Origin of the sequence: Pseudomonas sp. 18-147, assembly GCF_051048045.1 — a bacterium.
GTDB lineage: Bacteria > Pseudomonadota > Gammaproteobacteria > Pseudomonadales > Pseudomonadaceae > Pseudomonas > Pseudomonas aeruginosa.
This window is the reverse complement of sequence record NZ_CP182296.1, coordinates 3,437,771-3,461,369: the sequence shown is the minus strand read 5'-3', so window position 1 is coordinate 3,461,369 and position 23,599 is coordinate 3,437,771. Positions and strand designations below refer to the sequence as shown.

At 69.0% G+C, this 23,599-nt stretch carries 21 protein-coding genes; 5 read left to right on the top strand and 16 right to left on the bottom strand.

The window, feature by feature from the left end:
- Window positions 1-8: 8 nt before the first annotated feature.
- The 6 genes from ACM0M4_RS16415 to ACM0M4_RS16390 all read right to left on the bottom strand — a co-directional run bounded on the left by ACM0M4_RS16415 (window position 9) and on the right by ACM0M4_RS16390 (window position 5,556).
- Complete coding sequence (locus tag ACM0M4_RS16415; RefSeq protein ID WP_003450410.1) at window positions 9-1,217, bottom strand: MFS transporter; 1,209 nt, start codon at window positions 1,215-1,217, stop codon at window positions 9-11.
- 124 nt (window positions 1,218-1,341) lie between these two features.
- Window positions 1,342-1,905 (bottom strand): putative glycolipid-binding domain-containing protein, encoded by a 564-nt coding sequence (locus tag ACM0M4_RS16410; protein WP_003088555.1) that lies wholly within the window; start codon window positions 1,903-1,905, stop codon window positions 1,342-1,344.
- The gene (locus tag ACM0M4_RS16405) at window positions 1,902-2,258 is read right to left on the bottom strand and encodes an MmcQ/YjbR family DNA-binding protein (protein ID WP_003100422.1); all 357 of its coding nucleotides are present in this window, start codon (window positions 2,256-2,258) and stop codon (window positions 1,902-1,904) included. The genes ACM0M4_RS16410 and ACM0M4_RS16405 overlap by 4 nt, the downstream gene beginning before the upstream one ends.
- A gap of 18 nt (window positions 2,259-2,276) precedes the next feature.
- On the bottom strand, window positions 2,277-2,555 hold the full coding sequence (locus ACM0M4_RS16400; protein ID WP_003088559.1) for a peptidylprolyl isomerase: 279 nt from the start codon (window positions 2,553-2,555) through the stop codon (window positions 2,277-2,279).
- Window positions 2,556-2,612: 57 nt separating this feature from the next.
- The gene (locus tag ACM0M4_RS16395; RefSeq protein WP_023114324.1) at window positions 2,613-4,568 is read right to left on the bottom strand and encodes an acetoacetate--CoA ligase; all 1,956 of its coding nucleotides are present in this window, start codon (window positions 4,566-4,568) and stop codon (window positions 2,613-2,615) included.
- A gap of 67 nt (window positions 4,569-4,635) precedes the next feature.
- The gene (locus ACM0M4_RS16390; RefSeq protein WP_003120214.1) at window positions 4,636-5,556 is read right to left on the bottom strand and encodes a LysR family transcriptional regulator; all 921 of its coding nucleotides are present in this window, start codon (window positions 5,554-5,556) and stop codon (window positions 4,636-4,638) included.
- 131 nt (window positions 5,557-5,687) lie between these two features.
- Here ACM0M4_RS16390 and ACM0M4_RS16385 point away from each other — a divergent pair, with 131 nt between their 5' ends.
- From ACM0M4_RS16385 to ACM0M4_RS16370, 4 genes are all read left to right on the top strand, one after another.
- A complete protein-coding gene (locus ACM0M4_RS16385) occupies window positions 5,688-6,386 on the top strand; it encodes a CoA transferase subunit A (RefSeq protein WP_003088566.1) in 699 nt (232 codons plus the stop codon).
- 34 nt (window positions 6,387-6,420) lie between these two features.
- A complete protein-coding gene (locus ACM0M4_RS16380) occupies window positions 6,421-7,077 on the top strand; it encodes a CoA transferase subunit B (protein WP_003088567.1) in 657 nt (218 codons plus the stop codon).
- A 149-nt stretch (window positions 7,078-7,226) separates the two neighbouring features.
- On the top strand, window positions 7,227-8,408 hold the full coding sequence (locus tag ACM0M4_RS16375) for an acetyl-CoA C-acetyltransferase (RefSeq protein ID WP_003121716.1): 1,182 nt from the start codon (window positions 7,227-7,229) through the stop codon (window positions 8,406-8,408).
- 212 nt (window positions 8,409-8,620) lie between these two features.
- A complete protein-coding gene (locus tag ACM0M4_RS16370) occupies window positions 8,621-10,045 on the top strand; it encodes a short-chain fatty acid transporter (protein WP_003088572.1) in 1,425 nt (474 codons plus the stop codon).
- A gap of 189 nt (window positions 10,046-10,234) precedes the next feature.
- Here the strand turns inward: ACM0M4_RS16370 and bdhA are convergent, their stop codons facing one another.
- From bdhA to hmgA, 7 genes are all read right to left on the bottom strand, one after another.
- Window positions 10,235-11,005, bottom strand: coding sequence for a 3-hydroxybutyrate dehydrogenase (gene bdhA, locus ACM0M4_RS16365; protein WP_004349518.1), 771 nt, complete (start codon window positions 11,003-11,005; stop codon window positions 10,235-10,237).
- A gap of 33 nt (window positions 11,006-11,038) precedes the next feature.
- Window positions 11,039-12,430, bottom strand: coding sequence for a GntP family permease (locus ACM0M4_RS16360; protein WP_003088575.1), 1,392 nt, complete (start codon window positions 12,428-12,430; stop codon window positions 11,039-11,041).
- 261 nt (window positions 12,431-12,691) lie between these two features.
- On the bottom strand, window positions 12,692-14,137 hold the full coding sequence (hbcR, locus tag ACM0M4_RS16355; protein ID WP_058182060.1) for a sigma-54-dependent transcriptional regulator HbcR: 1,446 nt from the start codon (window positions 14,135-14,137) through the stop codon (window positions 12,692-12,694).
- Between the two features lie 68 nt (window positions 14,138-14,205).
- Window positions 14,206-15,558, bottom strand: coding sequence for an MFS transporter (locus tag ACM0M4_RS16350; protein ID WP_003088580.1), 1,353 nt, complete (start codon window positions 15,556-15,558; stop codon window positions 14,206-14,208).
- An 84-nt stretch (window positions 15,559-15,642) separates the two neighbouring features.
- Complete coding sequence (maiA, locus tag ACM0M4_RS16345; protein ID WP_003100402.1) at window positions 15,643-16,281, bottom strand: maleylacetoacetate isomerase; 639 nt, start codon at window positions 16,279-16,281, stop codon at window positions 15,643-15,645.
- Complete coding sequence (gene fahA, locus ACM0M4_RS16340; protein WP_003100400.1) at window positions 16,278-17,576, bottom strand: fumarylacetoacetase; 1,299 nt, start codon at window positions 17,574-17,576, stop codon at window positions 16,278-16,280. The genes maiA and fahA overlap by 4 nt, the downstream gene beginning before the upstream one ends.
- A 4-nt stretch (window positions 17,577-17,580) precedes the next feature.
- Window positions 17,581-18,879, bottom strand: coding sequence for a homogentisate 1,2-dioxygenase (gene hmgA, locus ACM0M4_RS16335; protein ID WP_003100397.1), 1,299 nt, complete (start codon window positions 18,877-18,879; stop codon window positions 17,581-17,583).
- A 160-nt stretch (window positions 18,880-19,039) separates the two neighbouring features.
- Here hmgA and ACM0M4_RS16330 point away from each other — a divergent pair, with 160 nt between their 5' ends.
- The gene (locus ACM0M4_RS16330; protein ID WP_003100395.1) at window positions 19,040-19,843 is read left to right on the top strand and encodes an IclR family transcriptional regulator; all 804 of its coding nucleotides are present in this window, start codon (window positions 19,040-19,042) and stop codon (window positions 19,841-19,843) included.
- A gap of 67 nt (window positions 19,844-19,910) precedes the next feature.
- On the opposite strand, the gene liuE is transcribed toward ACM0M4_RS16330, so the two are convergent.
- Genes liuE through ACM0M4_RS16315 form a run of 3 tightly spaced genes read right to left on the bottom strand, consistent with a single transcriptional unit; the run spans window position 19,911 to window position 23,595 of the window.
- Entirely contained in the window at window positions 19,911-20,813 is a 903-nt protein-coding gene (gene liuE / locus ACM0M4_RS16325; RefSeq protein ID WP_003100393.1) for a bifunctional 3-hydroxy-3-isohexenylglutaryl-CoA lyase/hydroxymethylglutaryl-CoA lyase, read from the bottom strand.
- A gap of 20 nt (window positions 20,814-20,833) precedes the next feature.
- Window positions 20,834-22,801: a methylcrotonyl-CoA carboxylase subunit alpha gene (liuD, locus tag ACM0M4_RS16320; protein ID WP_115288806.1), complete on the bottom strand. Its 1,968-nt coding sequence runs from the start codon at window positions 22,799-22,801 to the stop codon at window positions 20,834-20,836.
- Window positions 22,798-23,595: a gamma-carboxygeranoyl-CoA hydratase gene (locus ACM0M4_RS16315; RefSeq protein WP_003088598.1), complete on the bottom strand. Its 798-nt coding sequence runs from the start codon at window positions 23,593-23,595 to the stop codon at window positions 22,798-22,800. The genes liuD and ACM0M4_RS16315 overlap by 4 nt, the downstream gene beginning before the upstream one ends.
- Between the last annotated feature and the right edge of the window lie 4 nt (window positions 23,596-23,599).

Below are 23,599 nucleotides of genomic sequence, written 5' to 3'. Positions count from 1 at the left end.
TGCACGCCCTAGCCAGGCCGGCGGCTGCGCCGGTGCAGTGCGACGGCCAGGGCCAGCCCGCCGAGCGAGGCCAGGCAGGCGAAGAGGAACATCGAGCGGAAGCCGAACAGGTTGGCGACGAAGCCCACCAGCGGCCCGGTGATGCCCAGCGACAGGTCGACGAACAGCGAGTAGGCGCCCAGCGCCGCGCCACGGTTGGAAGCCGGTACCAGGTTCACCGCTTCCACGCCGAACGCCGGGAACACCAGGGAGAAGCCGAAGCCGGTGAGGGCCGCGCCGGCCAGGCCGACCCAGGGATTCGGCGCGCTCCACAGCAACAGCAGGCCGAGGCTTTCGACGCCGAGGCAGATGATCGCCACGCGGAAGCCGCCGAGCCGGTTGATGCTATTGGCGAACAACAGCCGGGCGCCGATGAAGCAACCGCCGAAGGCACTCAGGCAGAGCACTGCGTTGGCCCAGCCACGGCTGGCGTAGTAAAGGGTGATGAAGGTGGCGATGGTGCCGAAGCCGATCGCCCCCAGCGCCAGGCCCATACCGTGCGGGGTGACCCGGCCGAGCACATGGTGGAACGGCAGTCGCTCGCCGTGCACCAGCGGCGCCGGCAACTTCGGCCAGGCCAGGGCGAAGCCGAGCGCCCCGAGCAGGACGATGGACGCGCCCATGCTCCACAGCCCCAGCCAGTGCACCAGCAGCACCCCTAGCGGCGCCCCGAGGGCGATGGCGCCATAGCTGGCGATGCCGTTCCAGGAAATCACCTTGGCGGTGTGCGGCGCGCCGACCCGGCCGATGCCCCAGCCGATCGCCGCCGAGCCGACCAGGCTTTCCGCCGCGCCGAGTACCAGGCGGCCGACCAGCAGGCTGGCCAGGCTCAGCGCCGGCCAGCCCTGGATCGCCACCGAGAGCAGCATGAACAGCCCGCTCGCGGCGCTGCCGGCCATGCCGTAGAGCACTGCGCGCTTCGGCCCGAGGCCGTCGATGACGCGCCCGGCGTAGGGTCGGGCGAGCAGGGTGGCGAGGTACTGCAGGCTGATCACCAGGCCGGCCAGCACCGAGCCGTAGCCGAGGTCGTCGTGCACGTAGCCGGGCAGCACCGCCAGCGGGATGCCGATGGTCAGGTAGCCGATGAAGGTGAACATCACCACCGAGACGATCTGCAGGGTGACGTTTTGCCGGGCGCTGTCCTGCGCCGGCGGGGTGGGGCGGATATCGACGGACATGTGGGAAACGCGGTCGCAGTGGGTTGTCGCGGTCCGCCATGATGACCGTTGCGGATGACGAATGAAAGCAGGCTAACGGATTCGCCGGGCTATCGGCGACGCGCGGTGCCCGGCGCTAGCGCGTTCAGAGACGCTGGAAGAGACCCGGGTAATCGATCACCAGGCCCTGTTCGTCCACCAGCAGTACCGCTTTGAACGCGCTGCCTTCGAGGTTCTCGTAGAGGTAGTGGCTGGCGTCCAGGCGGGTGTAGGCCTGGCGCATGCTACGCGGCTCCAGGGCCGGGGCCTCGATGTAGAGCGCGCGGATTTCCGCGCGCTGGCCATCGGCCAGGCCCAGGCGGCGGATCGGGAAAGTGTTGGTGAAGGGGCTTGGCCAAATATCGATGTCCAGGCAACCGTCGAATGCCGGTAGCGCTTCGCCGTCGCCGTCCTGCCAGTGGCCGCGGCCATCGGCGAGCAGGTGCAGCTTGCGCACCCCGGTTTCGCTTTCGACGTGGAACACCGCCTCACGCAGATGCCAGTCGGCGTCCCAGCGCAGCCGGTAGTCCAATTGGTAGGGCAGGCCGCTGCGTTCGTCCGGCGCGCGCAACTGGCTTTCCGCCTGGTCGTCCTCCAGGCGCAGGGCCTCCCAGCTGGACGACGGCGAGCGCCACAGGCCGGCCCAGGTGTACAGACGGTCGCGACTCATGCGTCGAGTACCAGGCCGAGGCGCTGGCGCCTGGGCAGGCGCGCCACCACCAACTGATGGGAACGGACCAGGGCCTCGCGCAACTCCGCCGCCTTCATCGGGTAGGGGCGGGCCATGACGATCCAGTGCGCGCGCGCCAGGTAGGGCGCCGGACGGATGCCGGGGCGGTCGACATAGCCGAGGAACAGCTCGCTGCCGACCTTGAAGGCCAGGCCGCCGTCCTTGTCGACGAAGTCGAGGATGGCGAACATCTTGTTGCCGGCCACCGAGAACACCCGGTTCGAACCCCACTTGAGGTCTTCCCGGGCGCCGGGCAGTTGCAGGCAGAAGGCGGCGATCTGGTCGGCGGTCATGGACGCTCCGGTGGCGGTTCAGTCGCGGAAATACACTTCCAGGAGATGGTAGCCGAACTGGCTCTTCAGCGGACCCTGGAGCACGCCCACGGGTTTCCTGAAGATGGCATTGTCGATGGACCTGACCATCTGCCCCGGGCGCACCTCGCCGAGGTCGCCGCCGCGCTTGCCGGACGGGCAGGTCGAATGCTTCTTCGCCAGCGTGGCGAAGTCCTCGCCCTTGGCCAGGCGCTGCTTCAGTTGCGCGGCCTCGGCTTCGGTCTTGACCAGGATGTGGCGGGCCATGGCGACGGGCATGGAATTACCTTTTGCGGTAGGACGGAACGCGCATTCTAGCCCAGGCTCGCCGCGGCTTCAGTCGCGCAGTTCGGCGAGGTCGCGATAAAGCTCCAGCGCCTGCGGGTTGGCCAGGGCGTCGGTGTTCTTCACCGGGCGGCCGTGGATCACGTTGCGCACCGCAAGCTCGACGATCTTGCCGCTCAGGGTGCGCGGGATATCGGCGACCTGGATGATCTTCGCCGGTACGTGGCGCGGCGTGGCGTTGGCGCGGATGGTCTGGCGGATGCGTTCGCGCAGCGGCTCGTCGAGTCGCACGCCGTCGCGCAGGCGGACGAACAGCAGCACACGCACATCGCCCTGCCAGTCCTGGCCGATGGCGATGGACTCGAGGACTTCCTCGACCTTTTCCACCTGGCGGTAGATTTCCGCGGTGCCGATGCGCACGCCGCCGGGATTGAGCACCGCGTCGGAGCGGCCGTGGATGACCAGCCCGCCGTGGGCGGTTTCCTCGGCGTAGTCGCCATGGGCCCAGACGCCGGGAAAGCTGGCGAAGTAGGCGTCGTGGAACCTGGTGCCATCCGGGTCGTTCCAGAAGCCCAGCGGGATCGACGGGAAATGCCGGGTGCAGACCAGCTCGCCCTTGCCGCTGGCGAGGCGGCGGCCGTCGTCGTCCCAGATTTCCACGGCCATGCCCAGCGCCTTGCATTGCAGTTCGCCGCGCCACACCGGCAGCACCGGGTTGCCGATGGCGAAGCAGGAAACGATGTCGGTGCCGCCGGAGATCGACGACAGGCAGAGGTCGCTCTTCAGCTCGCGGTAGACGTAGTCGAAGCTTTCGTGGGCCAGCGGCGAACCGGTGGAGAGCAGTGTCCTCAGGCTGTCCAGGCGGTGGCTGTGGCGCGGGCGCACGCCGGCCTTCTCGAGCGCCGCCAGGTACTTGGCGCTGGCGCCGAACACGGCGATGTCCTCGGCGTCGATGAGGTCCAGCAGGCGCTCGGGGCCGGGGTGGAACGGCGAGCCGTCGTAGAGCACCAGGCTGGCGCCCACCGCCAGACCGGAGGCCAGCCAGTTCCACATCATCCAGCCGCAGGTGGTGTAGTAGAACAGCCGGTCGCCGTCGCCCAGGTCGGTGTGCAGGCCGTGCTCCTTGAGATGTTGCAGGAGCACGCCGCCGGTGGCATGGACGATGCACTTGGGGACTCCGGTGGTGCCCGACGAATAGAGGATGTACAGCGGCTGCTCGAAGGGCACCGGGGTGAAGACCGGCTCGCCCTCGGCCTGGTAGAACCCGTCCCACAGCGCGACCTGCGCCTGGCAGCGGTAGTCCTGCGGCTGCGCCTGCGGACGGTCGTAGGGCACCACCAGCAGTTGCTCCAGGCCGGGCAGGCCGGCGAGCACCTCGTTGAGCTTGGCGGTCAGGTCCAGCGACTTGCCGGCGTAGCGGTAGCCGGCACAGGCGATCAGCACGCGCGGTTCGATCTGGCCGAAGCGGTCGATCACGCCCTGGGTACCGAAGTCCGGCGAGCAGCTCGACCAGGTCGCGCCGAGGCTGGCGGTGGCGAGCATGCCGACCACGGTCTGCCAGGTGTTCGGCATCAGCGCGGCGACCCGGTCGCCGGGGCCTATGCCCAGGGCGGCGAGGCGCTTCTGCAGGCCCGCCACGTGACGGGCCAGTTCGGCGTGGCTGAGCACCTCGCGGCGACCGTCTTCGCTCACCGCGATCAGCGCCGGGGCATCATCGCGGCGGCGCAGCAGGTGTTCGGCGAAATTCAGCGTGGCGCCGGGGAACCAGCGCGCCGAGGGCATCTGCGCGCCTTCCTCGAGGACCGCACGCGGCGGTTGCTGGAAGCGCACCTCGAAGAAGTCGACGATGGCCTGCCAGAACGCCTCGCGCCGCTGCACGCTCCAGGCATGCAGCGCCGGGTAGTCGACCAGGCCGAGGGCGTGCCGCTGGTTGACGAAGCGTCGGAAGGCCTCCATGCGACTGGCGGCGATGCGTTCGGCGGAAGGGCTCCAGAGCGGTGCGGGCATGGCGTGTCCGTCCTTGTTGTTGTTCCGGGACATGCAGGAAGCATAACCGGACCCGCCGCTGCCTGCCTCACTCCGTGGACTGGTCCTGCGGCAGCGCCAGCGAGCGCCAGTCGGTGCCATGCAGCAGCACGTCGCTGAGGGCCTGGGCGGCGGTGGACAGCTTGTGCTCGCTCAGCCGCAGCAGGCCGACCCGTCGCTGCACCTGCGGCGCGTAGAGCGGCAGGCAGCGCGCGCCGAGTTCCTGCATCTGCTGGATGCACAGGGTCGGCACGGCGCTGACACCGAGTCCCTGGGCGACCATCCGCCCGACCGTGACCAGTTGGTGGCTCTCGAACGCCACCGGCAAGCGACCGTGCTCGGCGGCCACGCTTTCTTCCAGGAGCAGGCGCACCGCCGAGGGGCGTTGCAGGGTGATGAAGGGCTCGCCGAGCAGTTCGCGCCAACTGACCCGCTCCTGCCCGGACAGCGGCGAGCCGGCCGGCACCACGGCGACGAAGCGGTCGCTGTAGAACGGGGTGAACTCGAGGTTTTCCAGGGACTCCGGTTCGAAGGCGATGCCCAGCTCGACGCGTCGGTTGCGGACCATCTCCAGCACCTGCTCGTTGATCACGTCGTGCACCGCCACGTTGACCCGCGGGTGGCGTTCGCGAAAGGTCTTCAAGACCAGCGGCAGCAGGTTGCCGGCGAAGGAGGGCATGGCGGCGATGGAGACCTTGCCCAGTTGCAGGGTGAAGTGCTGGCGCAGCAATTCCTCGGTATTGTCCCAGTCGGCCAGCAGGCGCAGCGCCAGCGGCAGCAGGGTCTCGCCCTCGGGGGTGAGGCTGACGCTGCGGGTGGTACGTTCCAGCAGCGGACCGCCGAGGCTTTCCTCCAGGCTCTTGATCGCCAGGCTCAGGGCCGGCTGGGAGAGGTGCAGGCGTTCGCCGGCCTGGGCGAAGCTGAGGCTCTGCGCCACGGCGAGGAAAGCGCGCAACTGCTTGACGGTCATTTATTTGTTTTTCTCATCAATGGATTGGAAAAACAAACTTAACAAATCAGTCCGCAGCGGAGAAGCTCTGTGCGACCCGGCAGTCAGACTGCCGCACGCACAATCACAAGAGCCGGAAGAGGCACAGCAGCATGAGCGGACTCGACAAGCGAGTAGGCAGTTACGAAGAGGCCCTCGAAGGCCTGACCGACGGCATGACCGTCCTCGCCGGGGGCTTCGGCCTCTGCGGGATTCCCGAGAACCTGATCGCGGAAATCCGCCGGCGCGGGGTCAGGGACCTCACGGTGGTCTCGAACAACTGCGGCGTCGACGGTTTCGGCCTCGGCGTGCTGCTGGAAGACCGGCAGATCCGCAAGATGATCGCCTCCTACGTCGGCGAGAACGCCCTGTTCGAGCAACAACTGCTCAGTGGCGAGCTGGAAGTCGAACTGACCCCGCAAGGCTCGCTGGCCGAGAAGATCCGCGCCGGCGGCGCCGGCATCCCGGCCTTCTTCACCGCCACCGGCTACGGCACCCCGGTCGCCGAGGGCAAGGAGGCGCGCGAGTTCAATGGCCGCCACTACATCCTCGAACCGGCCATCACCGGCGACTTCGCCATCGTCAAGGGCTGGAAGGCCGACCATTTCGGCAACGTCGTCTATCGCCACACCGCGCAGAACTTCAACCCGCTGGTCGCCACCGCCGGGCGCATCACGGTGGTCGAGGTGGAGGAGATCGTCGAGCCCGGCGAACTGGACCCGACGCAGATCCACACCCCCGGCATCTACGTCGACCGGATCATCCAGGGTCGCTTCGAGAAACGCATCGAGAAACGCACGCTGCGCGCCTGACGGCGGCCGCTACAACGACAAGAGGTTTCCCCAGATGGCACTTACCCGCGAACAGATGGCGCAGCGCGTGGCGCGCGAATTGAAGGACGGCTACTACGTCAACCTCGGCATTGGCATCCCGACCCTGGTGGCCAACTACGTACCGGAGGGCATCGACGTCATGCTCCAGTCGGAGAACGGCCTGCTCGGCATGGGCGCGTTCCCCAGCGAGGCGGAAGTCGACGCCGACATGATCAACGCCGGCAAGCAGACCGTGACCGCCCGCGTCGGCGCGTCGATCTTCGACTCGGCGCAGTCCTTCGCCATGATCCGTGGCGGCCACGTCGACCTCACCGTGCTCGGTGCCTTCGAGGTGGACGTGCGCGGCAACATCGCCTCCTGGATGATCCCCGGCAAGCTGGTCAAGGGCATGGGCGGCGCCATGGACCTGGTGGCCGGCGCCGAGAACATCATCGTCACCATGACCCACGCCTCCAAGGACGGCGAGTCCAAGCTGCTGCCGTACTGCACCCTGCCGCTGACCGGTTGCGGCTGCATTCGCAAGGTGCTCACCGACCTGGCCTACCTGGAGATCGAGGACGGCGCCTTCATCCTCCGCGAGCGCGCCCCCGGGGTCAGCGTCGAGGAGATCGTGGCGAAGACCGCCGGCAAGCTGATCGTCCCCGAGCACGTGCCGGAAATGAGTTTCTGAATCGCGGCCCGCGCGGCCGGCGCCTCCACGCAAGGCGCCGGCCGCGCGGACCGTCCTTTCCAGAGGGCGTAGGATAGGAGCCTGTCGCACCGCCTACGTCCACCCGCAGCGATTCGGCCCGGCCACGGGCGAATCCAGGAGAACCATCCATGCAAGACGTCGTCATCGTCGCCGCTACCCGTACCGCCGTCGGCAGCTTCCAGGGCTCGCTGGCCGGCATTCCCGCCCCCGAGCTGGGCGCCGCGGTGATCCGCCGCCTGCTCGAACAGACCGGTCTCGATGCCGGCCAGGTCGACGAAGTGATCCTCGGCCAGGTGCTCACCGCCGGTTCCGGGCAGAACCCGGCGCGCCAGGCGGCGATCAAGGCCGGCCTGCCGGTCGGCGTGCCGGCCATGACCCTGAACAAGGTCTGCGGCTCCGGCCTCAAGGCCCTGCACCTGGGCGCCCAGGCGATCCGCTGCGGCGACGCCGAGGTGATCGTCGCCGGCGGCCAGGAGAACATGAGCCTGGCGCCCTACGTCATGCCCGGCGCCCGCACCGGCCTGCGCATGGGCCATGCGAAGCTGGTCGACAGCATGATCGAGGACGGCCTGTGGGACGCCTTCAACGACTACCACATGGGCATCACCGCCGAGAACCTGGCGGAGAAGTACGGCCTGACCCGCGAGGAGCAGGACGCCTTCGCCGCCGCTTCGCAGCAGAAGGCCATCGCCGCCATCGAGGGCGGGCGCTTCCGCGACGAGATCACGCCGATCCAGGTCCCGCAGCGCAAGGGCGAGCCGCTGAGCTTCGATACCGACGAGCAGCCGCGCGCCGGCACCACCGTCGAGGCCCTGGCCAAGCTCAAGCCGGCCTTCAGGAAGGACGGCAGCGTCACCGCCGGCAACGCCTCCAGCCTCAACGACGGCGCCGCCGCGGTATTGCTGATGAGCGCAGCCAAGGCCAAGGCCCTGGGCCTGCCGGTGCTGGCGCGGATCGCCAGCTACGCCAGCGCCGGGGTCGACCCGGCGATCATGGGCATCGGCCCGGTCTCCGCCACCCGTCGCGCGCTCGACAAGGCCGGCTGGAGCCTGGAGCAACTGGACCTGATCGAGGCCAACGAGGCCTTCGCCGCGCAGTCCCTGGCGGTGGGTCGGGAACTGGGCTGGGATGCCGCCAGGGTCAACGTCAACGGCGGCGCCATCGCCCTTGGCCACCCGATCGGCGCGTCCGGCTGCCGGGTGCTGGTGACCCTGCTGCACGAGATGATCCGTCGCGACGCGAAGAAGGGCCTCGCCACCCTGTGCATCGGCGGCGGGCAGGGCGTCGCCCTGACCCTGGCCCGCGACTGATCCATCGACCTGCCGCTCGCGGCGTGATCGCGCCATGTCCTTTCGCGGGGGCATGGCGCGCTCGTGTCCAGGGAACGAGCGGCGGACGGCCTTGACCGTCCGACCGGCCCCGTACCGTTCCGCCCCTCGGGACGGCCGGGTGCCCAGGGAGCCGTAGCACACACAGGCGGCCCCGTAGTCGCCGAATAACAATAAAACCGAGAGAATCCGCGATGACCGCTATCCTTCCCATCCAAGAAAGCCGCTCCGCGCGCTTCGCCATGCGTTGCTCGAACTGGGCCGAGCGCTGGTTTCCCGACTCCTGGGTGTTCGCCGCCCTGGCCATCCTCATCGTCAGCCTGGCCGCGCTGGCCATGGGCGCCGGACCGACCGCCACGGCGAAAGCCTTCGGCGACGGTTTCTGGAGCCTGATCCCGTTCACCATGCAGATGGCCTTCGTGGTCATCGGCGGCTATGTGGTGGCCAGTTCAGGCCCCGCCTCGCGTCTCATCGACCTGCTCGCGCGGGTGCCGAAGAATGGCCGCTCGGCGGTCTGCTGGGTGGCGCTGGTGTCGATGCTCGCCTCGCTGCTCAACTGGGGCCTCAGCCTGGTCTTCGGCGGCCTGCTGGTACGCGCCCTGGCGCGCCGCAGCGACCTGCGCATGGACTACCGCGCCGCCGGCGCCGCGGCCTACCTCGGGCTGGGCGCGGTGTGGGCGCTGGGCCTGTCGTCGTCGGCCGCGCAGTTGCAGGCCAACCCGGCCAGCCTGCCACCGTCGATCCTGGCGATCACCGGGGTGATCCCCTTCACCGAGACCATCTTCCTCTGGCAGTCCGGGGTCATGCTGCTGGCGCTGATCCTGGTCTCGCTGGTGATCGCCTACATGACCGCGCCGAGCGCCGCCAGCGCCCGCGACGCCAAGGATTGCGGGGTCGACGTGAGCTTCACCGCTCCGGCCAGGCTGGCGCCGACCCGGCCCGGCGAGTGGCTGGAGCACAGCCCGTTGCTGATCATCCTGCTGGTACTGCTGGCCGGCGGCTGGCTGGTCCACGAGTTCTCGACCAAGCCGGCGATCCTGGCGATCTCCGGGTTGAACACCTATAACCTGCTGTTCCTGATGCTCGGCGCGTTGCTGCACTGGCGCCCGCGCAGCTTCCTCGACGCGGTGGCGCGCGCGGTGCCGACCACCACCGGGGTGCTGATCCAGTTCCCGCTGTACGGCTCGATCGCGGCGATCATGACCACGGTCAACGGCAGCGACGGCGAGACCCTGGCCCACCATATCTCGACCTTCTTCGTACAGATCGCCTCCCACGACACCTACGCGCTGCTGATGGGCGTGTACTCGGCGGTGCTGGGCTTCTTCATTCCCTCCGGCGGCGGCAAGTGGATCATCGAGGCGCCGTACGTGATGCAGGTGGCCAACGAGCTGCAATACCACCTCGGCTGGGCGGTGCAGATCTACAACGCCGCCGAGGCGCTGCCGAACCTGATCAACCCGTTCTACATGCTGCCGTTGCTCGGCGTGCTGGGGCTGAAGGCGCGCGACCTGATCGGCTTCTCGTTCGTCCAGTTGCTGGTGCACATCCCGCTGGTGCTGGTGCTGCTCTGGGCCCTGGGCAGCACCCTGGCGTACATCCCGCCGGTGATGCCGTAGCGCATCGCCCCCCCGATAACTTCCTCTCCCTTCAGGGAGAAGGTTGGGGCGAGGGCAGCCGCGCCGGGAAACGAGGTATCGGCGGATAACGCCTGTGGCGTTATCCGCCCTACGCAATGGGGCGGGCGAACTCCGGATGGTTCCCTCTCCCTTCAGGGAGAGGGTCTGGGGAGAGGCTGGCCGCCCCGGCTACTGCGCCACCCAGCCGCCATCCATGTTCCAGGCCGCGCCGCGCACCTGGTCGGCGGCTTCGCTGCAAAGGAACAGCGTCAGTCCGCCGAGTTGCTCGGGGGTGACGAAGGCCAGCGAGGGTTGCTTTTCCGCCAGCAGGTCATGTTCCGCCTGTTCGGGCGAGACGCCCTCGGCGGTGCGCGCGTCGATCTGCTTCTGCACCAACGGGGTCAGCACCCAGCCGGGGCAGATGGCGTTGCAGGTCACCGGCGTGCGCGCCGTTTCCAGCGCCACACTCTTGGTCAGGCCGAGCACGCCATGCTTGGCGGCGACGTAGGCGCTCTTCCCGGCCGAGGCGACCAGGCCGTGGGTCGAGGCGATGTTGACGATCCGCCCCCAGCCGCGCGCGAGCATGCCCGGCAGGGCCAGGCGGGTGGTATGGAACACTGAGGACAGGTTGATCGCGATGATCGCGTCCCAGCGTTCCGTGGGGAATTCCTGCACCGGCGCCACGTACTGGATGCCGGCGTTGTTGACGAGGATGTCGACGCCGCCGAAGGTCCGCTCGGCGAAGGCCATCAGTTCGGCGATCTGCTCCGGGCTGGAGAGGTCGGCCGGGTGGTGCTCTGCGCGCACGCCGCGGGCGCGGACCTGCGCCAGTGCCGCGTCGACCTCGCCGAAGCCGTTGAGGAGCAGGTCGGCGCCGGCCTCGGCCAGGCTCAGGGCGATGCCCAGGCCGATGCCGCTGGTGGAACCGGTGACCAGGGCGGTCTTGCCTTTCAGGGTCATGCTGTTTCTCCCGCTGGATGAAAAAAGGGCGGATCAGACCAGGCCGGTGGCGTAGAACAGCCCGATGACGAAGAACACCGCCAGGGTCTTGATCAGGGTAATACCGAAAATGTCCTTGTACGCCTCCCGATGGGTCAGGCCGGTGACCGCCAGGAGGGTGATCACCGCGCCGTTGTGCGGCAGGGTATCCATCCCGCCGCTGGCCATGGCGGCGACCCGGTGGAGGACTTCCAGGGGGATCTGCGCGGCGTTGGCGGCGGCGATGAAGGTATCGGACATCGCCGCCAGGGCGATGCTCATGCCGCCCGACGCGGAACCGGTGATGCCGGCCAGCAGGGTGACGGTGATCGCTTCGTTGACCAGCGGATTGGGAATGCTCTTGAGCGCGTCGGCCAGCACCAGGAAGCCCGGCAGCGAGGCGATCACCGCACCGAAGCCGTATTCCGAGGCGGTGTTCATCGCCGCCAGCAGCGAGCCGGCCACCGCGCTGCGGGTGCCTTCGGCGAGGCGGCTGCGGATCGCCGCGAAGCCGCTCGCCAGCACCAGCAGGATGCCCAGCAGCAGGGCCGCCTGCACTGCCCAGATCGCGGTGAGCTTGCCGACCTCGGTTTGCAACGGCGTGGCCATGCCGGCCAGTTGCAGGGTATGGACCTGGCCGTACCATTGCGGGATCCAGTGGGTGAACAGCAGGTTGGCGACCCCGACCAGCACCAGCGGCGAGAGCGCCAGCCAGGGATTCGGCAGGCGCAGGTCATCGGCGGTCTCCGGCTCGTTGCGCAGGTCGCTGCCGTAGCCTTCGCCGTTGCGCCGCGCCTTGTTCGCCTGGCGTCGCAGGTAGAGCATGCCCACGGCGAAGACGAACAGCGCGCCGAGGGTGCCGAGCCAGGGCGCGGCCCAGGCGTGGGTGCCGAAGAAGGTTGAGGGGATGATGTTCTGGATCTGCGGGGTGCCGGGCAGCGCGTCCATGGTGAAGGAAAACGCGCCGAGGGCGATGGTCGCCGGAATCAACCGCTTGGGGATGTCGCTCTGGCGGAACATCTCCGCGGCGAACGGGTAGACCGCGAACACCACCACGAACAGCGAGACGCCGCCGTAGGTGAGCAGCGCGCAGACCAGTACGATCACCAGCATCGCCTGGCGGGTGCCGAGCAGGCGGATCGCCGCCGCGACGATGGAACGGGAGAAGCCGGCCAGCTCGATCAGCTTGCCGAACACCGCGCCAAGCAGGAATACCGGGAAGTAAAGCTTGATGAAACCGACCATCTTCTCCATGAACACCCCGGTGAAGGTCGGCGCGACCGCGCTGGGATCGGTGAGCAGGACGGCGCCGAGGGCGGCGAGGGGGGCGAACAGGATGACGCTGTAGCCCCGGTAGGCGGCCAGCATCAGCAGGCCCAGGGCGGCAAGGGCGATGATCACGCTCATCGGGCATATCTCCACGGCGCTGCGGGGCGCGCTTCGTATGGGGAAGGCGCTCCGGGCCTGTTTCTTGTTGTCGAACGGTGCGGGCACCGGCGTGACGGCCTGGAACGGGGCAGGGCCGTCGGAAAGGCACGTTGCGATAACCGTGCCAGGCCCCAGAATCGCGGTTTTCGCGGGCTGCGGCGAGACGAAGGGGAGCGTGGGGAATAGCGTTGTCTCAAAATGGAGACGTAATCGAGCGAAAGTTCAGTGGCTATGCAGGTCTCAGTTCGTCTCTATTTCGAGACGAGTCCCGCTGTCGAGACGAATGCCCAGCGCCACGATCTTCTTGTACAGGGTCGAGCGACCCAGGCCCAGGCGTTTCGCCGCTTCCACCACATTGCCGGCACTCTGCGCCAGGGCCCGTCCGATCAGGTCGCGCTCGAAGGCTTCGCGGGCCTGTTGGAAATCCCCGACCGGCCTGTCGTCCGCCGCTCGAGGCAGCTCCGGCAGCGGTTGCAGGGGCCCCAGCGCCGCGCCGAGGGCGGCGGCGTCCAGCAACCGTTGGTCGGCCAGCAGCAGCGCGCGTTCCAGCACGTTGCGCAGTTCGCGGACGTTGCCCGGCCAGGCATGCCGGGCGAGCAGCGCCAGGGCGTCGCCGCCGAGTTCGTGGAGACGGCCGTGGTCGAGGCTGTCGAGGATCGACTCGCAGAGCGCCGGGAGGTCGTCCAGGCGCTGGCGCAACGGCGGGATCTCGATCGGCAGGACGTTCAGCCGGTAGTAGAGGTCAGCGCGGAAACGGCCTTCGCGCATCGCCTGCTGCAGGTCGATGGAAGTGGCGGCGACCAGGCGGATGTCGCTGCGGATCACTTCGTTGGAACCCACCGCTTCGAACTCTTTCTCCTGTAGCACGCGCAACAGCTTACCTTGCAAGGCCAGCGGCATGTCGCCGATCTCGTCGAGGAACAACGTGCCGCCCTGGGCCACCTGCAACTTGCCTGGCCGGCCCTTGCGCTCGGCACCGGTGAAGGCCCCCGGGGCGGTACCGAAGAATTCGGCCTCCAGCAGGCTTTCCGGGATCGCCGCGGCGTTCACGCTGACGAAGGCCTTGTGCGCCCGCGGCGAAGCGCTGTGGATGGCGTGGGCGAGCAGTTCCTTGCCGGTGCCGGTCTCGCCGAGCAACAGCACCGGCGCTTCGCTGGCCGCGCCACGACGGGCGCGGCGCTTGACTTCCAGGCTGGCCGGACTGGTGCCGACGAAGTGGCTGAAGCTGTACTTGGCCTGGCGCGCCTGCAATTGCGAGCGGGTCGAGGCCAGTTCGCGCTGCATGCTCAGGTAGCGGGTCACCAGCGGCGACAGCGAACGCAGTTCGTCGAGCAGGGCGAAGCCGATGGCGCCGATCACTTCGCCGGCGTGGTCGTGGATCGGCAGGCGCATCACCACCAGCGGGTCCTTCGCGCTGTCCATCATGTCCAGCAGGATCGGCTTGCCGCTGCCTACCACTTCGCGCAGCAGGCTACCGGGGATCACGCTTTCGCAGGGCCGGCCGATGGCCTGCGCCGGGTCGGCGAGGCCGAAACGCTGGGCGTAGCGCTGGTTGATCCAGACGATGCGGGCCTCGCGGTCGACGATCACCGTGCCTTCGCTGGAGCCTTCGACGATCTCGAACAGCGAACGGATCGCCTGCTGGCGCACGCGTTGGTAATCCTGGAGGCTGTCGGCGTCGTTCATCGGCGGCTCCTGCGGCGGACGGCGAAACGGCCCGCCACTGTAGCCGGGAAGCCGCTCGCGGTGAAGGCTCAGGATTCCTCGACGGCCAGCGCGGCGGCGCTTTCCCGCTGCGCCTGGGCGGCGGGCGAGCGGACCTGGAGGATCAGTAGCGCGGCGAGCCCGGCGGGAATCGCCGCAAGCATGAAGATGTTCTCCACGGATATGTGCATGCCCAGCAGCAGGCTGCCGAACAGTGGGCCGAGGATCGAACCGAAGCGGCCCACGCCCAGCGCCCAGCCGGTGCCGGTGGCGCGTACCTGGGCCGGGTAGAAGTTGCTGGCGAAGGCGTTCAGGGTCAACTGCCCGCCGATGATGCAGAAGCCGGCGGCGAAGACGAACGCCAGCAGCCAGCGCGGCTGGTCGTGGTTGAGGCCGAGGAGCAGGGTGAACAGCGCGGCGCCGGCGAGAATCGCCGCCAGCAGGCGGACCTTGCTGCGCAGGCGGTCGGCGAGCCAGGCCAGGAGCATCGCGCCGAGGGTGCCGGCGAAGAGGAACATCGAGGTCGCCAGGTTCGCCGCATTGCGTGTCAGGCCGCTTTCCTGGAGCAGCGAGGGCAGCCAGCTGACCATGAAGTAGAGCAGGATCAGGCTGACGAAGAAGGTCGCCCAGAGCAGCAGGGTCGGCCGCGCGTAACCGTGGCGGAACAGCTCCAGCACGGTCAGGCTTGCCGCCGGCTCGGCGTCGGCCTGTGCCGGCGGCGGCTGCCAGCCCGGCGCCATACGCTCGCTGAGCTGGCGCAGGCGGGCATAGGGCGGTGCGTCGCGGAGCAGGCGCGGCAGCGACTCCGGGAGGAACAGGAGGAGGAAGGGGAACAGCAGCAACGGGGTGACGCCGCCGGCGAGGAACACCGCCTGCCAGCCGAAGCCGTCCATGAAGGCGGCGGCGACGAAACCGCCGGCGGCGCCGCCGAAGGAGAAACCGCAGGCCGCCAGGGTGACCATCAGGGTACGCAGGCGCGGTGGCGAATACTCGGCCATCAGCGCCATGGCACTGGGCATCGCCCCGCCCATTCCGATGCCGCAGACGAAGCGCGCCAGCATCAGGCTTTCCAGGGAACCGGCGAAGACCATCAGGACGGTCAGGCTGGCGTAGATCAGCACGCAGCAGAGCAGCACCCGGCGGATGCCGAAGCGGTCCGCCAGCGGCGTCACCAGCAGCGAACCGACGGTCAGGCCGAACAGGTTGGCGCTGAACACCGGGCCGAACGCGGCCTTGTCCAGGCCCCATTCCTGGGCCAGGGTCGGCACCACGTAGCCGAGCACCTGGGCATCGTAGCCATCGGTGACCAGCAACAGGGCGAGGAGCAGCAGCAACAGCCACTGGTAGCGGGACACGGGGCGCGCGTCGAGCGCCGCGCGAAAGCTGGCGATCTGGTTGTGCATCGCAAGGTACCTGAGGTTCTTATTGGTGATGGGGCGTCCGGCGGACGCCCCCCTTTATCTTCAGGAGCGGGACTCTGCGGTCCCTCAGGCGGCCGGGGTGTCCGGCTGGTTGGCCGGATGGGCCTGGCGGAACGCCGGATGGGCGGCGGCCAGGTCGGCGACCCGGCGGATCCGTGGCCAGGCGTCCAGCGCCACGCCGAAGCGCTCGGCGGCGTAGAGCTGCGGGACCAGGTAGACGTCGGCCAGGCCCGGCCGGTCGCCGAAGCACCAGCCCTGGTCGCCGATCAGTTGCTCGACGGCGGCGAGACCCTGGCCGACCCAGTGGCCGATCCACTGCCGGACCTGCTCTTCGTCGTGGCCCCACTGACGCAGCAGGTTGAGCACGCTGGCGTTGTGCAACGGGTGGATGTCGCAGCCGACCAGCGCCGCGACTCCGCGCTCGCGGGCGCGGCGCAGCGGATCGCTGGAGAGCAGGGCGGGTTGCGGGTAGCGCTCCTCGAGGTACTCGATGATCGCCGGCGACTGGATCAGCAGCTCGCCCTCGTCGACCTGCAGGGCCGGTACGCGGCCCTGCGGGTTGAGCGCCAGGTAGGCGGGTTGGCGGTGTTCGCCGCCGTCGCGGACCAGGTTGACCGGCAGCGACTGGTAGTCCAGCCCCTTCAGCGCCAGGGCGATGCGCACCCGGTAGGAGGAGGTGGAACGGTAGTAGGTATAGAGCTTCATCCGCGCGCCCCCGGAAGGGCCGCGAGCACCTTGCCGCGACATTCGCCGAAACCGATCGAGACATGTCCCTCGCGCTTGCAGCGAGCGCGGAGGATGACCTCGTCGCCGTCCTCGAGGAAGCGCCGGGTCTCGCCGGAGGCCAGTTGCACCGGCTGCTTGCCGCCAGCGGTGATCTCCAGCAGCGAGCCGAACTGGCCGGGCTCGGCGCCGGACAGGGTGCCGGAGCCGAACAGGTCGCCGGGCTGCAACTGGCAGCCATTGACGCTGTGGTGGGCGACCATCTGCGCCACCGTCCAGTACATGCTCAGGCTGTTGCTCAGGGTCAGGCGCTGCGGCGGCAGGCCTTTCTCGCGCAGGCCCTCGGTGAGCAGCAGGACCTCCAGCTCGATGTCGAAGGCGCCGTGGGCCTGGTCGTTGTCGTCGTAGAGATACGGCAGCGGCCGCGGGTCGCCTTCGGGGCGCGCTGGCTGGGCACGGCGGAACGGCTCCAGGGCTTCGGCGGTGACCACCCAGGGCGAGACGCTGGTGATGAAGCTCTTCGACAGGAACGGGCCGAGCGGTTGGTATTCCCAGGCCTGGATGTCGCGCGCCGACCAGTCGTTGAGCAGGCAGAAGCCGGCGATGTGCTCGGCGGCGCGGGAAACCGGGATGGCTTCGCCGAGGGCGTTGCCCTGGCCGATCCAGATGCCCAGCTCCAGTTCGTAGTCCAGGCGCGCGCAGGGGCCGAACACCGGCTCGCTGGCGCCGGCCGGCAGGGTCTGGCCGTTGGGCCGGCGCACTTCGCTGCCGGAGACGCGCACGGTCGAGGCGCGGCCGTGGTAGCCGATGGGCACGTGCTTGTAGTTGGGCAACAGTGGGTTGTCCGGGCGGAACAGCTTGCCGACGTTCTCGGCGTGGCGGATGCCGACGTAGAAGTCGGTGTAGTCGCCGATCCTGGCCGGTAGGTGCATTTGGCACTCGGCGGCCGGATGGAGCAGTTCCGGGCGCTCCGCGGCGCCTTCGCCGAGCAGCTCCAGCAGGCGCTGGCGCAGCGCCACGCGGGCCGGCTTGCCGAGGGCGAAGAAGGCGTTCAGCGCGCCGCCGCGGGTGGCTTCGGCGGCTTCGCCGGCGGCACCCTCGAACAGCCCGGCGGCCAGCGCCGCGTCCAGGTCGAGGATCGAGTCGCCGATGGCCACGCCGCAACGCGGGCTCAGGCCGGCACGGCTGAAGATGCCCAGCGGCAGGTTTTGCAGGGGAAAGTCGGCATGCCCATTGGCGGAGGCGACCCAGCTACGAGTGGGGGTTGGCTGGTTCATGGGGTTATCTCCGTTGCGGGTTGAAGGTGGATACGAGCGACGCCCAGCAGGCATCGTAGTCATTCTGCAGGGCCGGCGTCTCGAGGGCGGCACGGCTCGGCCGGAGGACCTGGCTGGTCTCGAACATGAAGGCCATGGTCTGGTCGATCCTGTGCGGCTTGAGGTCGGCGGCGATGGCCTTGTCGCAGCTTTCCGCGTCCGGGCCGTGGGCGCTCATGCAACTGTGCAGCGAGGCGCCGCCGGGCACGAAGCCGCCGGCCTTGGCGTCATAGGCGCCCTGGATCAGGCCCATGAATTCGTTCATCAGGTTGCGGTGGAACCATGGCGGACGGAAGGTGTTCTCGGCCACCATCCAGCGCGGCGGGAAGATCACGAAGTCGATGTTGGCCAGGCCGGGGACGCTGGTGGGGGAGGTCAGCACGGTGAAGATCGACGGGTCCGGGTGGTCGAAGCTGACCGTGCCGATGGTGTTGAAGCGGCGCAGGTCGTACTTGTAGGGCACGTTGTTGCCGTGCCAGGCGACCACGTCCAGCGGCGAGTGGTCAAGCTCGCAGGCCCACAGCTCGCCGAGGTATTTCTGCACCAGTTGCAGCGGCTGGCGGCTGTCCTCGTAGCGCGCCACCGGGGTCAGGAAGTCGCGCGGATTGGCCAGGCCATTGCTGCCGATCGGGCCGAGGTCGGGCAGGCGCAGCGGCGCGCCGTGGTTCTCGGCGATATAGCCGCGTGCCTCGCCGTCGAGCAGCTCGACGCGGAACTTCATCCCGCGCGGGATCACCGCGATCTCCAGCGGTTCGACTTGTAGCGCGCCGAGTTCGGTGCACAGGCGCAGACGGCCCAATTGCGGGACCAGCAGCAGTTCGCCGTCGGCGTCGTAGAAGCAACGCTCCATCGAGCGGTTGGCCAGGTACTGGTAGATGCTCACGCCGGCGGGCTTGTCGCCGGGCGCGTTGGCGGCCATGCGCAGCAGGCCGTCGAGGAAGTCGGTGGGCTGCTCGGGCAGTGCCAGCGGGTCCCAGCGCAGGCGGTTGGGAGTCGGCGCATCCAGTTCGGCACCGGCGATCTGTCGTTCCAGGCGGCGGAACGGCGGATGCTTGGCCGACGGCGTGATGCGGTACAGCCAGGTGCGCCGGGCCTCGCTGCGAGCCATGGTGAAGGCGGTGCCGGAGAGCAGTTCGGCGTACAGGCCGTAGGGCGCTTTCTGCGGGGAGTTCTGGCCGACCGGCAGGGCGCCGGGGAGCGCTTCGCTGCTGAATTCGTTGCCGAAGCCCGATTGATAGGCGAGGGCAGTGGAGTCGAGGTTCATCTGAGGCCTCCGGGGAGTGGGGGCAGCTTGCCGCCGATCCGCCGGGGACCTGGCACGCTGGCTGCGTTATTTTTATCGTAATTCAATTACGCATAACGTAATTTGAGTGGAAGGCAGCGTCAAGCTATAACGTCGGCCCCGCCCGCAGGAACCCGCGTCCATGGAAAAGAACAGCAGTCCCGCCGAAACCTCCGGCAAGCAGAAGGTCCGCTCCGCCGAAGTCGGTACCGATATCCTCAAGGCCCTCGCCGAACTCTCCCCGGCGACCTCGCTGTCGCGCCTGGCGGAGCATGTGGGGATGCCGGCGAGCAAGGTCCATCGCTATCTGCAGGCATTGATCGCCAGCGGCTTCGCGGTCCAGGACGCCTCCACCAATCATTACTCGCTGGGGCGCGAGGCCCTGCGCGTGGGCCTGGCGGCGCTGGACAGCATGGACGTGCTGAAGAGCGCCGCCGCGCCGCTGGCCGAGCTGCGCGACGAGCTCAACGAGACCTGCTTCCTCGCCGTCTGGGGCAACCGTGGCGCCACCGTGGTACAGGTGGAACAGGCGGTGCGCGCGGTGACGGTGGTCACCCAGGTCGGCTCGGTGCTGCCGCTGCTCGGTTCGTCCACCGGCCTGGTGTTCGCCGCGTTCCTGCCGGAACGCGAGGTGGCCGAGCTGCGCGAGGAAGAGTTGGCCGGGCGCGCCGACCATCCGCTGGCCGACCCGGCGGCCTACGCGGTGCTGCTGGAGGGCATCCGCGCGCGCGGCCTGCATGCGATCCATGGGCTGCTGATGCCTGGGGTGGAGGCGCTCTCGGCACCGGTGTTCGACGCCCGCGGGCGGGTGGCGGCGGTGCTCACGGTGGTCGGCCCGGCGAGCATCTTCCAGGCCGAGGAGCAGGGGCCGGCGGCGGAACGGCTGCTTGCGACGACTCGGGCTATCAGTTGGCGGATGGGGTATGACGGCACCCAGGGTGGATGATGCAGTCTCCGAGCCTGAGGGTGATGTCAGGTAGGGCGGATAACCGCCCGCGGTTATCCGCCGCTTCTCAGGCCTTGGCCAGCAACGCCTTCGCCGCTCGCGATCCGTTGCTCTTGCCGAGCACCGCGCAGATGCGCTGGCCGGCGTCGACCAGGGCGTGCATGTCGACCCCGGTATGGATCTCCAGGCCGTTCAGCAGGTAGAGGACGTCTTCGCTGGCGACGTTGCCGGTGGCGCCCTTGGCGTAGGGACAACCGCCGAGGCCGGCCACCGAGCTGTCGAATACCGCGACGCCTTCCAGCAGGCTGGCGTAGATGTTCGCCAGGGCCTGCCCGTAGGTGTCGTGGAAGTGCCCGGCGAGGCGCTCGCGGGGAACCTCGCTGGCCACCGCCTCGATCAGCCGGCGGGTGGCACCGGCGGTGCCGACGCCGATGGTGTCGCCCAGGGACACTTCGTAGCAGCCCATCTGCTGGAGTTCGCGGGCGACCCAGGCGACCTGGCGCGGATCGACATCGCCGTCGTAGGGACAGCCGAGCACGCAGGAAATGTAGCCGCGCACCCGCACCTGGTGCTGGCGCGCCGCCTCCAGCACCGGTACGAAGCGCTCCAGGCTGTCCTTGATCGAGCAGTTGATGTTGCGCTGGGAGAAGGCTTCCGACGCGGCGGCGAACACCGCCACTTCCTTCACCCCCGACTCCAGCGCCGCCTCGAAGCCTTTCAGGTTCGGCGCCAGCGCCGCGTAGGTCACGCCGGGACGCTGGCGGATGCCGGCGAACACCTCGGCCGAGCCGGCCATCTGCGGCACCCACTTGGGCGAGACGAAGCTGCCCACTTCGATGTAGTCCAGGCCGGCGGCGCTCAGGTCATCGACCAGGCGGATCTTGTCGGCCACCTCGATCGGCTGTTTCTCGTTCTGCAGTCCGTCGCGCGGACCGACTTCCACCAGGCGGACCTTCTTCGGCAGGTTCATGCTGTTCCTCGTCTTGGCTGTCAGGCCTGGTTCTCGTCCAGCTCCACCAGCGGCGTGCCTTCCTCTACCAGTTCGCCCTCGCTGCAATACAGCGCCTTCACTACCCCGGCGTGGGGCGCGCGGATGCTGTGTTCCATCTTCATCGCCTCCAGCACCACCAGGGCGGTGCCGGCTTCGACCGTCTGGCCGGGCTCGACCAGGACCCGCACGATACTGCCGTTCATCGGCGCGCTCAAACCACCCTGGTGGGCATGGGCGGCCTCGGCCTCGGCGATCGGGTCGACGGCTTCGATGGCCAGCAGTTCGCCCTCCCATTCGAGGAACAACTGGCGTCCGCGGCGCAACGCCGCCGAGCGACGGGTGACACCGTCCACCCGGCTGATCAGGTCGTCGCCGTCCAGGCGATACTGGCTGAGGCTGGCGTGGCGCAGGCGGACGCAGCGGCGTTCGTCGCGGCAGCGCAGCATCAGGTCGGACTCCCGCGCCAGGGCGCTGCGCCAGCCGTCGTTGCGGCTCCACGGCGAATGCGGGTCGTCGTCGCGACGGTGGCCCGGTTCGCTCTGCAGCCAGGCTTCGGCGGCGGCTTGCCAGAAATGCTCCGGCAGCGCTTGCGGCGCCGGCAGCAGGTCGTCTTGGTGGCGCGCGATGAAACCGGTGTCCAGTTCGGCGGCGGCGAACGCCGGATGGCCGAGGATGCGGCGGAGGAACGCCAGGTTGGTGCGCAGGCCGCCGACCGAGGTTTCCGCCAGCATCGCCAGCAGGCGTTGGCGCGCTTCCTCGCGGGTTTCGCCCCAGGCGATCAGCTTGGCCAGCATCGGGTCGTAGAACGGCGAGACCTCGTCGCCTTCGCGTACCCCGCTGTCGACCCGCCGGCCGGGGCCGGCGGGCGCTTCGCGGTACAGCGCCAGGCGGCCGCTGGCGGGGAGGAAGCCGCCCTCGGGGTCTTCCGCGTAGAGCCGCACTTCGATGGCGTGGCCGTTCAGCGGCACCTGTTCCTGTGTCAGCGGCAGCGCCTCGCCGCGAGCGACGCGGATCTGCCAGGCGACCAGGTCGAGGCCGGTGATGGCCTCGGTGACCGGGTGTTCCACCTGCAGGCGGGTGTTCATTTCCATGAAGAAGAACTGGCCGCGTTCGTCGAGGAGGAATTCGACGGTACCGGCGCCGACGTAGCCGATCGCCTGCGCCGCGCGTACCGCGGCCTCGCCCATGGCCCGGCGCAGTTCCGCGCCGAGACCGGGGGCGGGGGCTTCCTCGACGACCTTCTGGTGGCGGCGCTGGATCGAACAGTCGCGTTCGTTGAGGTACAGGCAGTGGCCATGGCTGTCGGCGAATACCTGGATCTCCACGTGGCGCGGCTTCAGCAGGTATTTCTCCACCAGCATCCGCGCGTCGCCGAAGGCGGCCTTGGCCTCGCGCTGGGCGGAGGAAAGGGCCTCGGCCAGCTCGGCCTCGTGCTCCACCACCTTCATGCCCTTGCCGCCGCCGCCAGCGGAGGCCTTGAGCAGCACCGGGTAGCCGATGCGCCCGGCTTCCCGGCGGAAAGTCTCGAGGTCCTGGGCTTCGCCGTGATAGCCGGGCACCAGCGGCACGCCGGCTTCTTCCATCAGCGCCTTGGCGGCCGACTTGCTGCCCATGGCGTCGATGGCCGCCGCCGGCGGTCCGAGGAAGAGCAGGCCGGCTTCCTCGCAGGCGCGGGCGAAGTCGGCGTTCTCCGAGAGGAAGCCGTAGCCGGGGTGGATCGCCTGGGCGCCGCTGGCGAGGGCGGCGGCGATGATCCTGTCGCCGCGCAGGTAGCTGTCGACGGGCTTGGCGCCGCCCAGGTCGACGGCGATGTCGGCTTCGGCGACGTGGCGGGCGTGGCGGTCGATGTCGCTGTGCACGGCGACGCTGCCGATGCCGAGGGCGCGCGCGCTGCGCATCACCCGGCAGGCGATCTCGCCGCGGTTGGCGACCAGGAGGCGCTGGATGCTGCGGTAGTCCGGGTTCATGCGTCGTTTCTCCAGGCGGGCGTGCGTTTCTCCAGGAAGGCGCGCAGGCCTTCCTGGCCTTCCGGGCTGATGCGGATGCGGGCGATGGCCGCCTCGGTGTAGCGGCGCAGCGCCGGGCTCAGCTCGGCGGCCTCGACCTCATGGTAGAGCGCCTTGCAGGCGACCAGGGCGCGCGGGCTGTTTTGCAGCAGGTTGGCGATCCAGGCCTCGGCCTGGCTTTCCAGTTCGGCGGCGGGACAGCTTTCGCTGAGCAGGCCCAGTTCGCTGGCGCGGCGTCCGTCGAAGCGCTCGGCGGTCAGCGAATAGCGCCGCGCGGCGCGCTGGCCGATGGCCTTGACCACGAACGGGGCGATGGTCGCCGGGATCAGGCCGATGCGTACCTCGGACAGGCAGAAGGTCGCGTCGTCGCTGCCGATGGCCATATCGCAGCAACTGACCAGGCCGACCCCGCCGCCGAACACCGCGCCCTGGACCACCGCCAGGGTCGGCTTGGGCAGGTTGTAGAGATGGGTCATGAGTTCGGCGATGCGCTGGGCGTCGGCCAGGTTGCCCTGGTAGTCGAGGTCCACCGACTGCTGCATCCAGGCCAGGTCGGCACCGCCGCAGAAGTGCCGGCCACGGCCGCGCAGCACCAGCAGGCGGACCTGCGGGTCGCTGCCGACGCGATCGATGGCCTGCAACAGTTCGTCGATCACGACGGCATTGAAGGCGTTGTTCTTTTCCGCCCGGTCCAGCCACAGGGTGGCTACGCCGCGCGGGTCGATCTCAAGCTGGATGGTCTGGAATTCGCTCATGCTG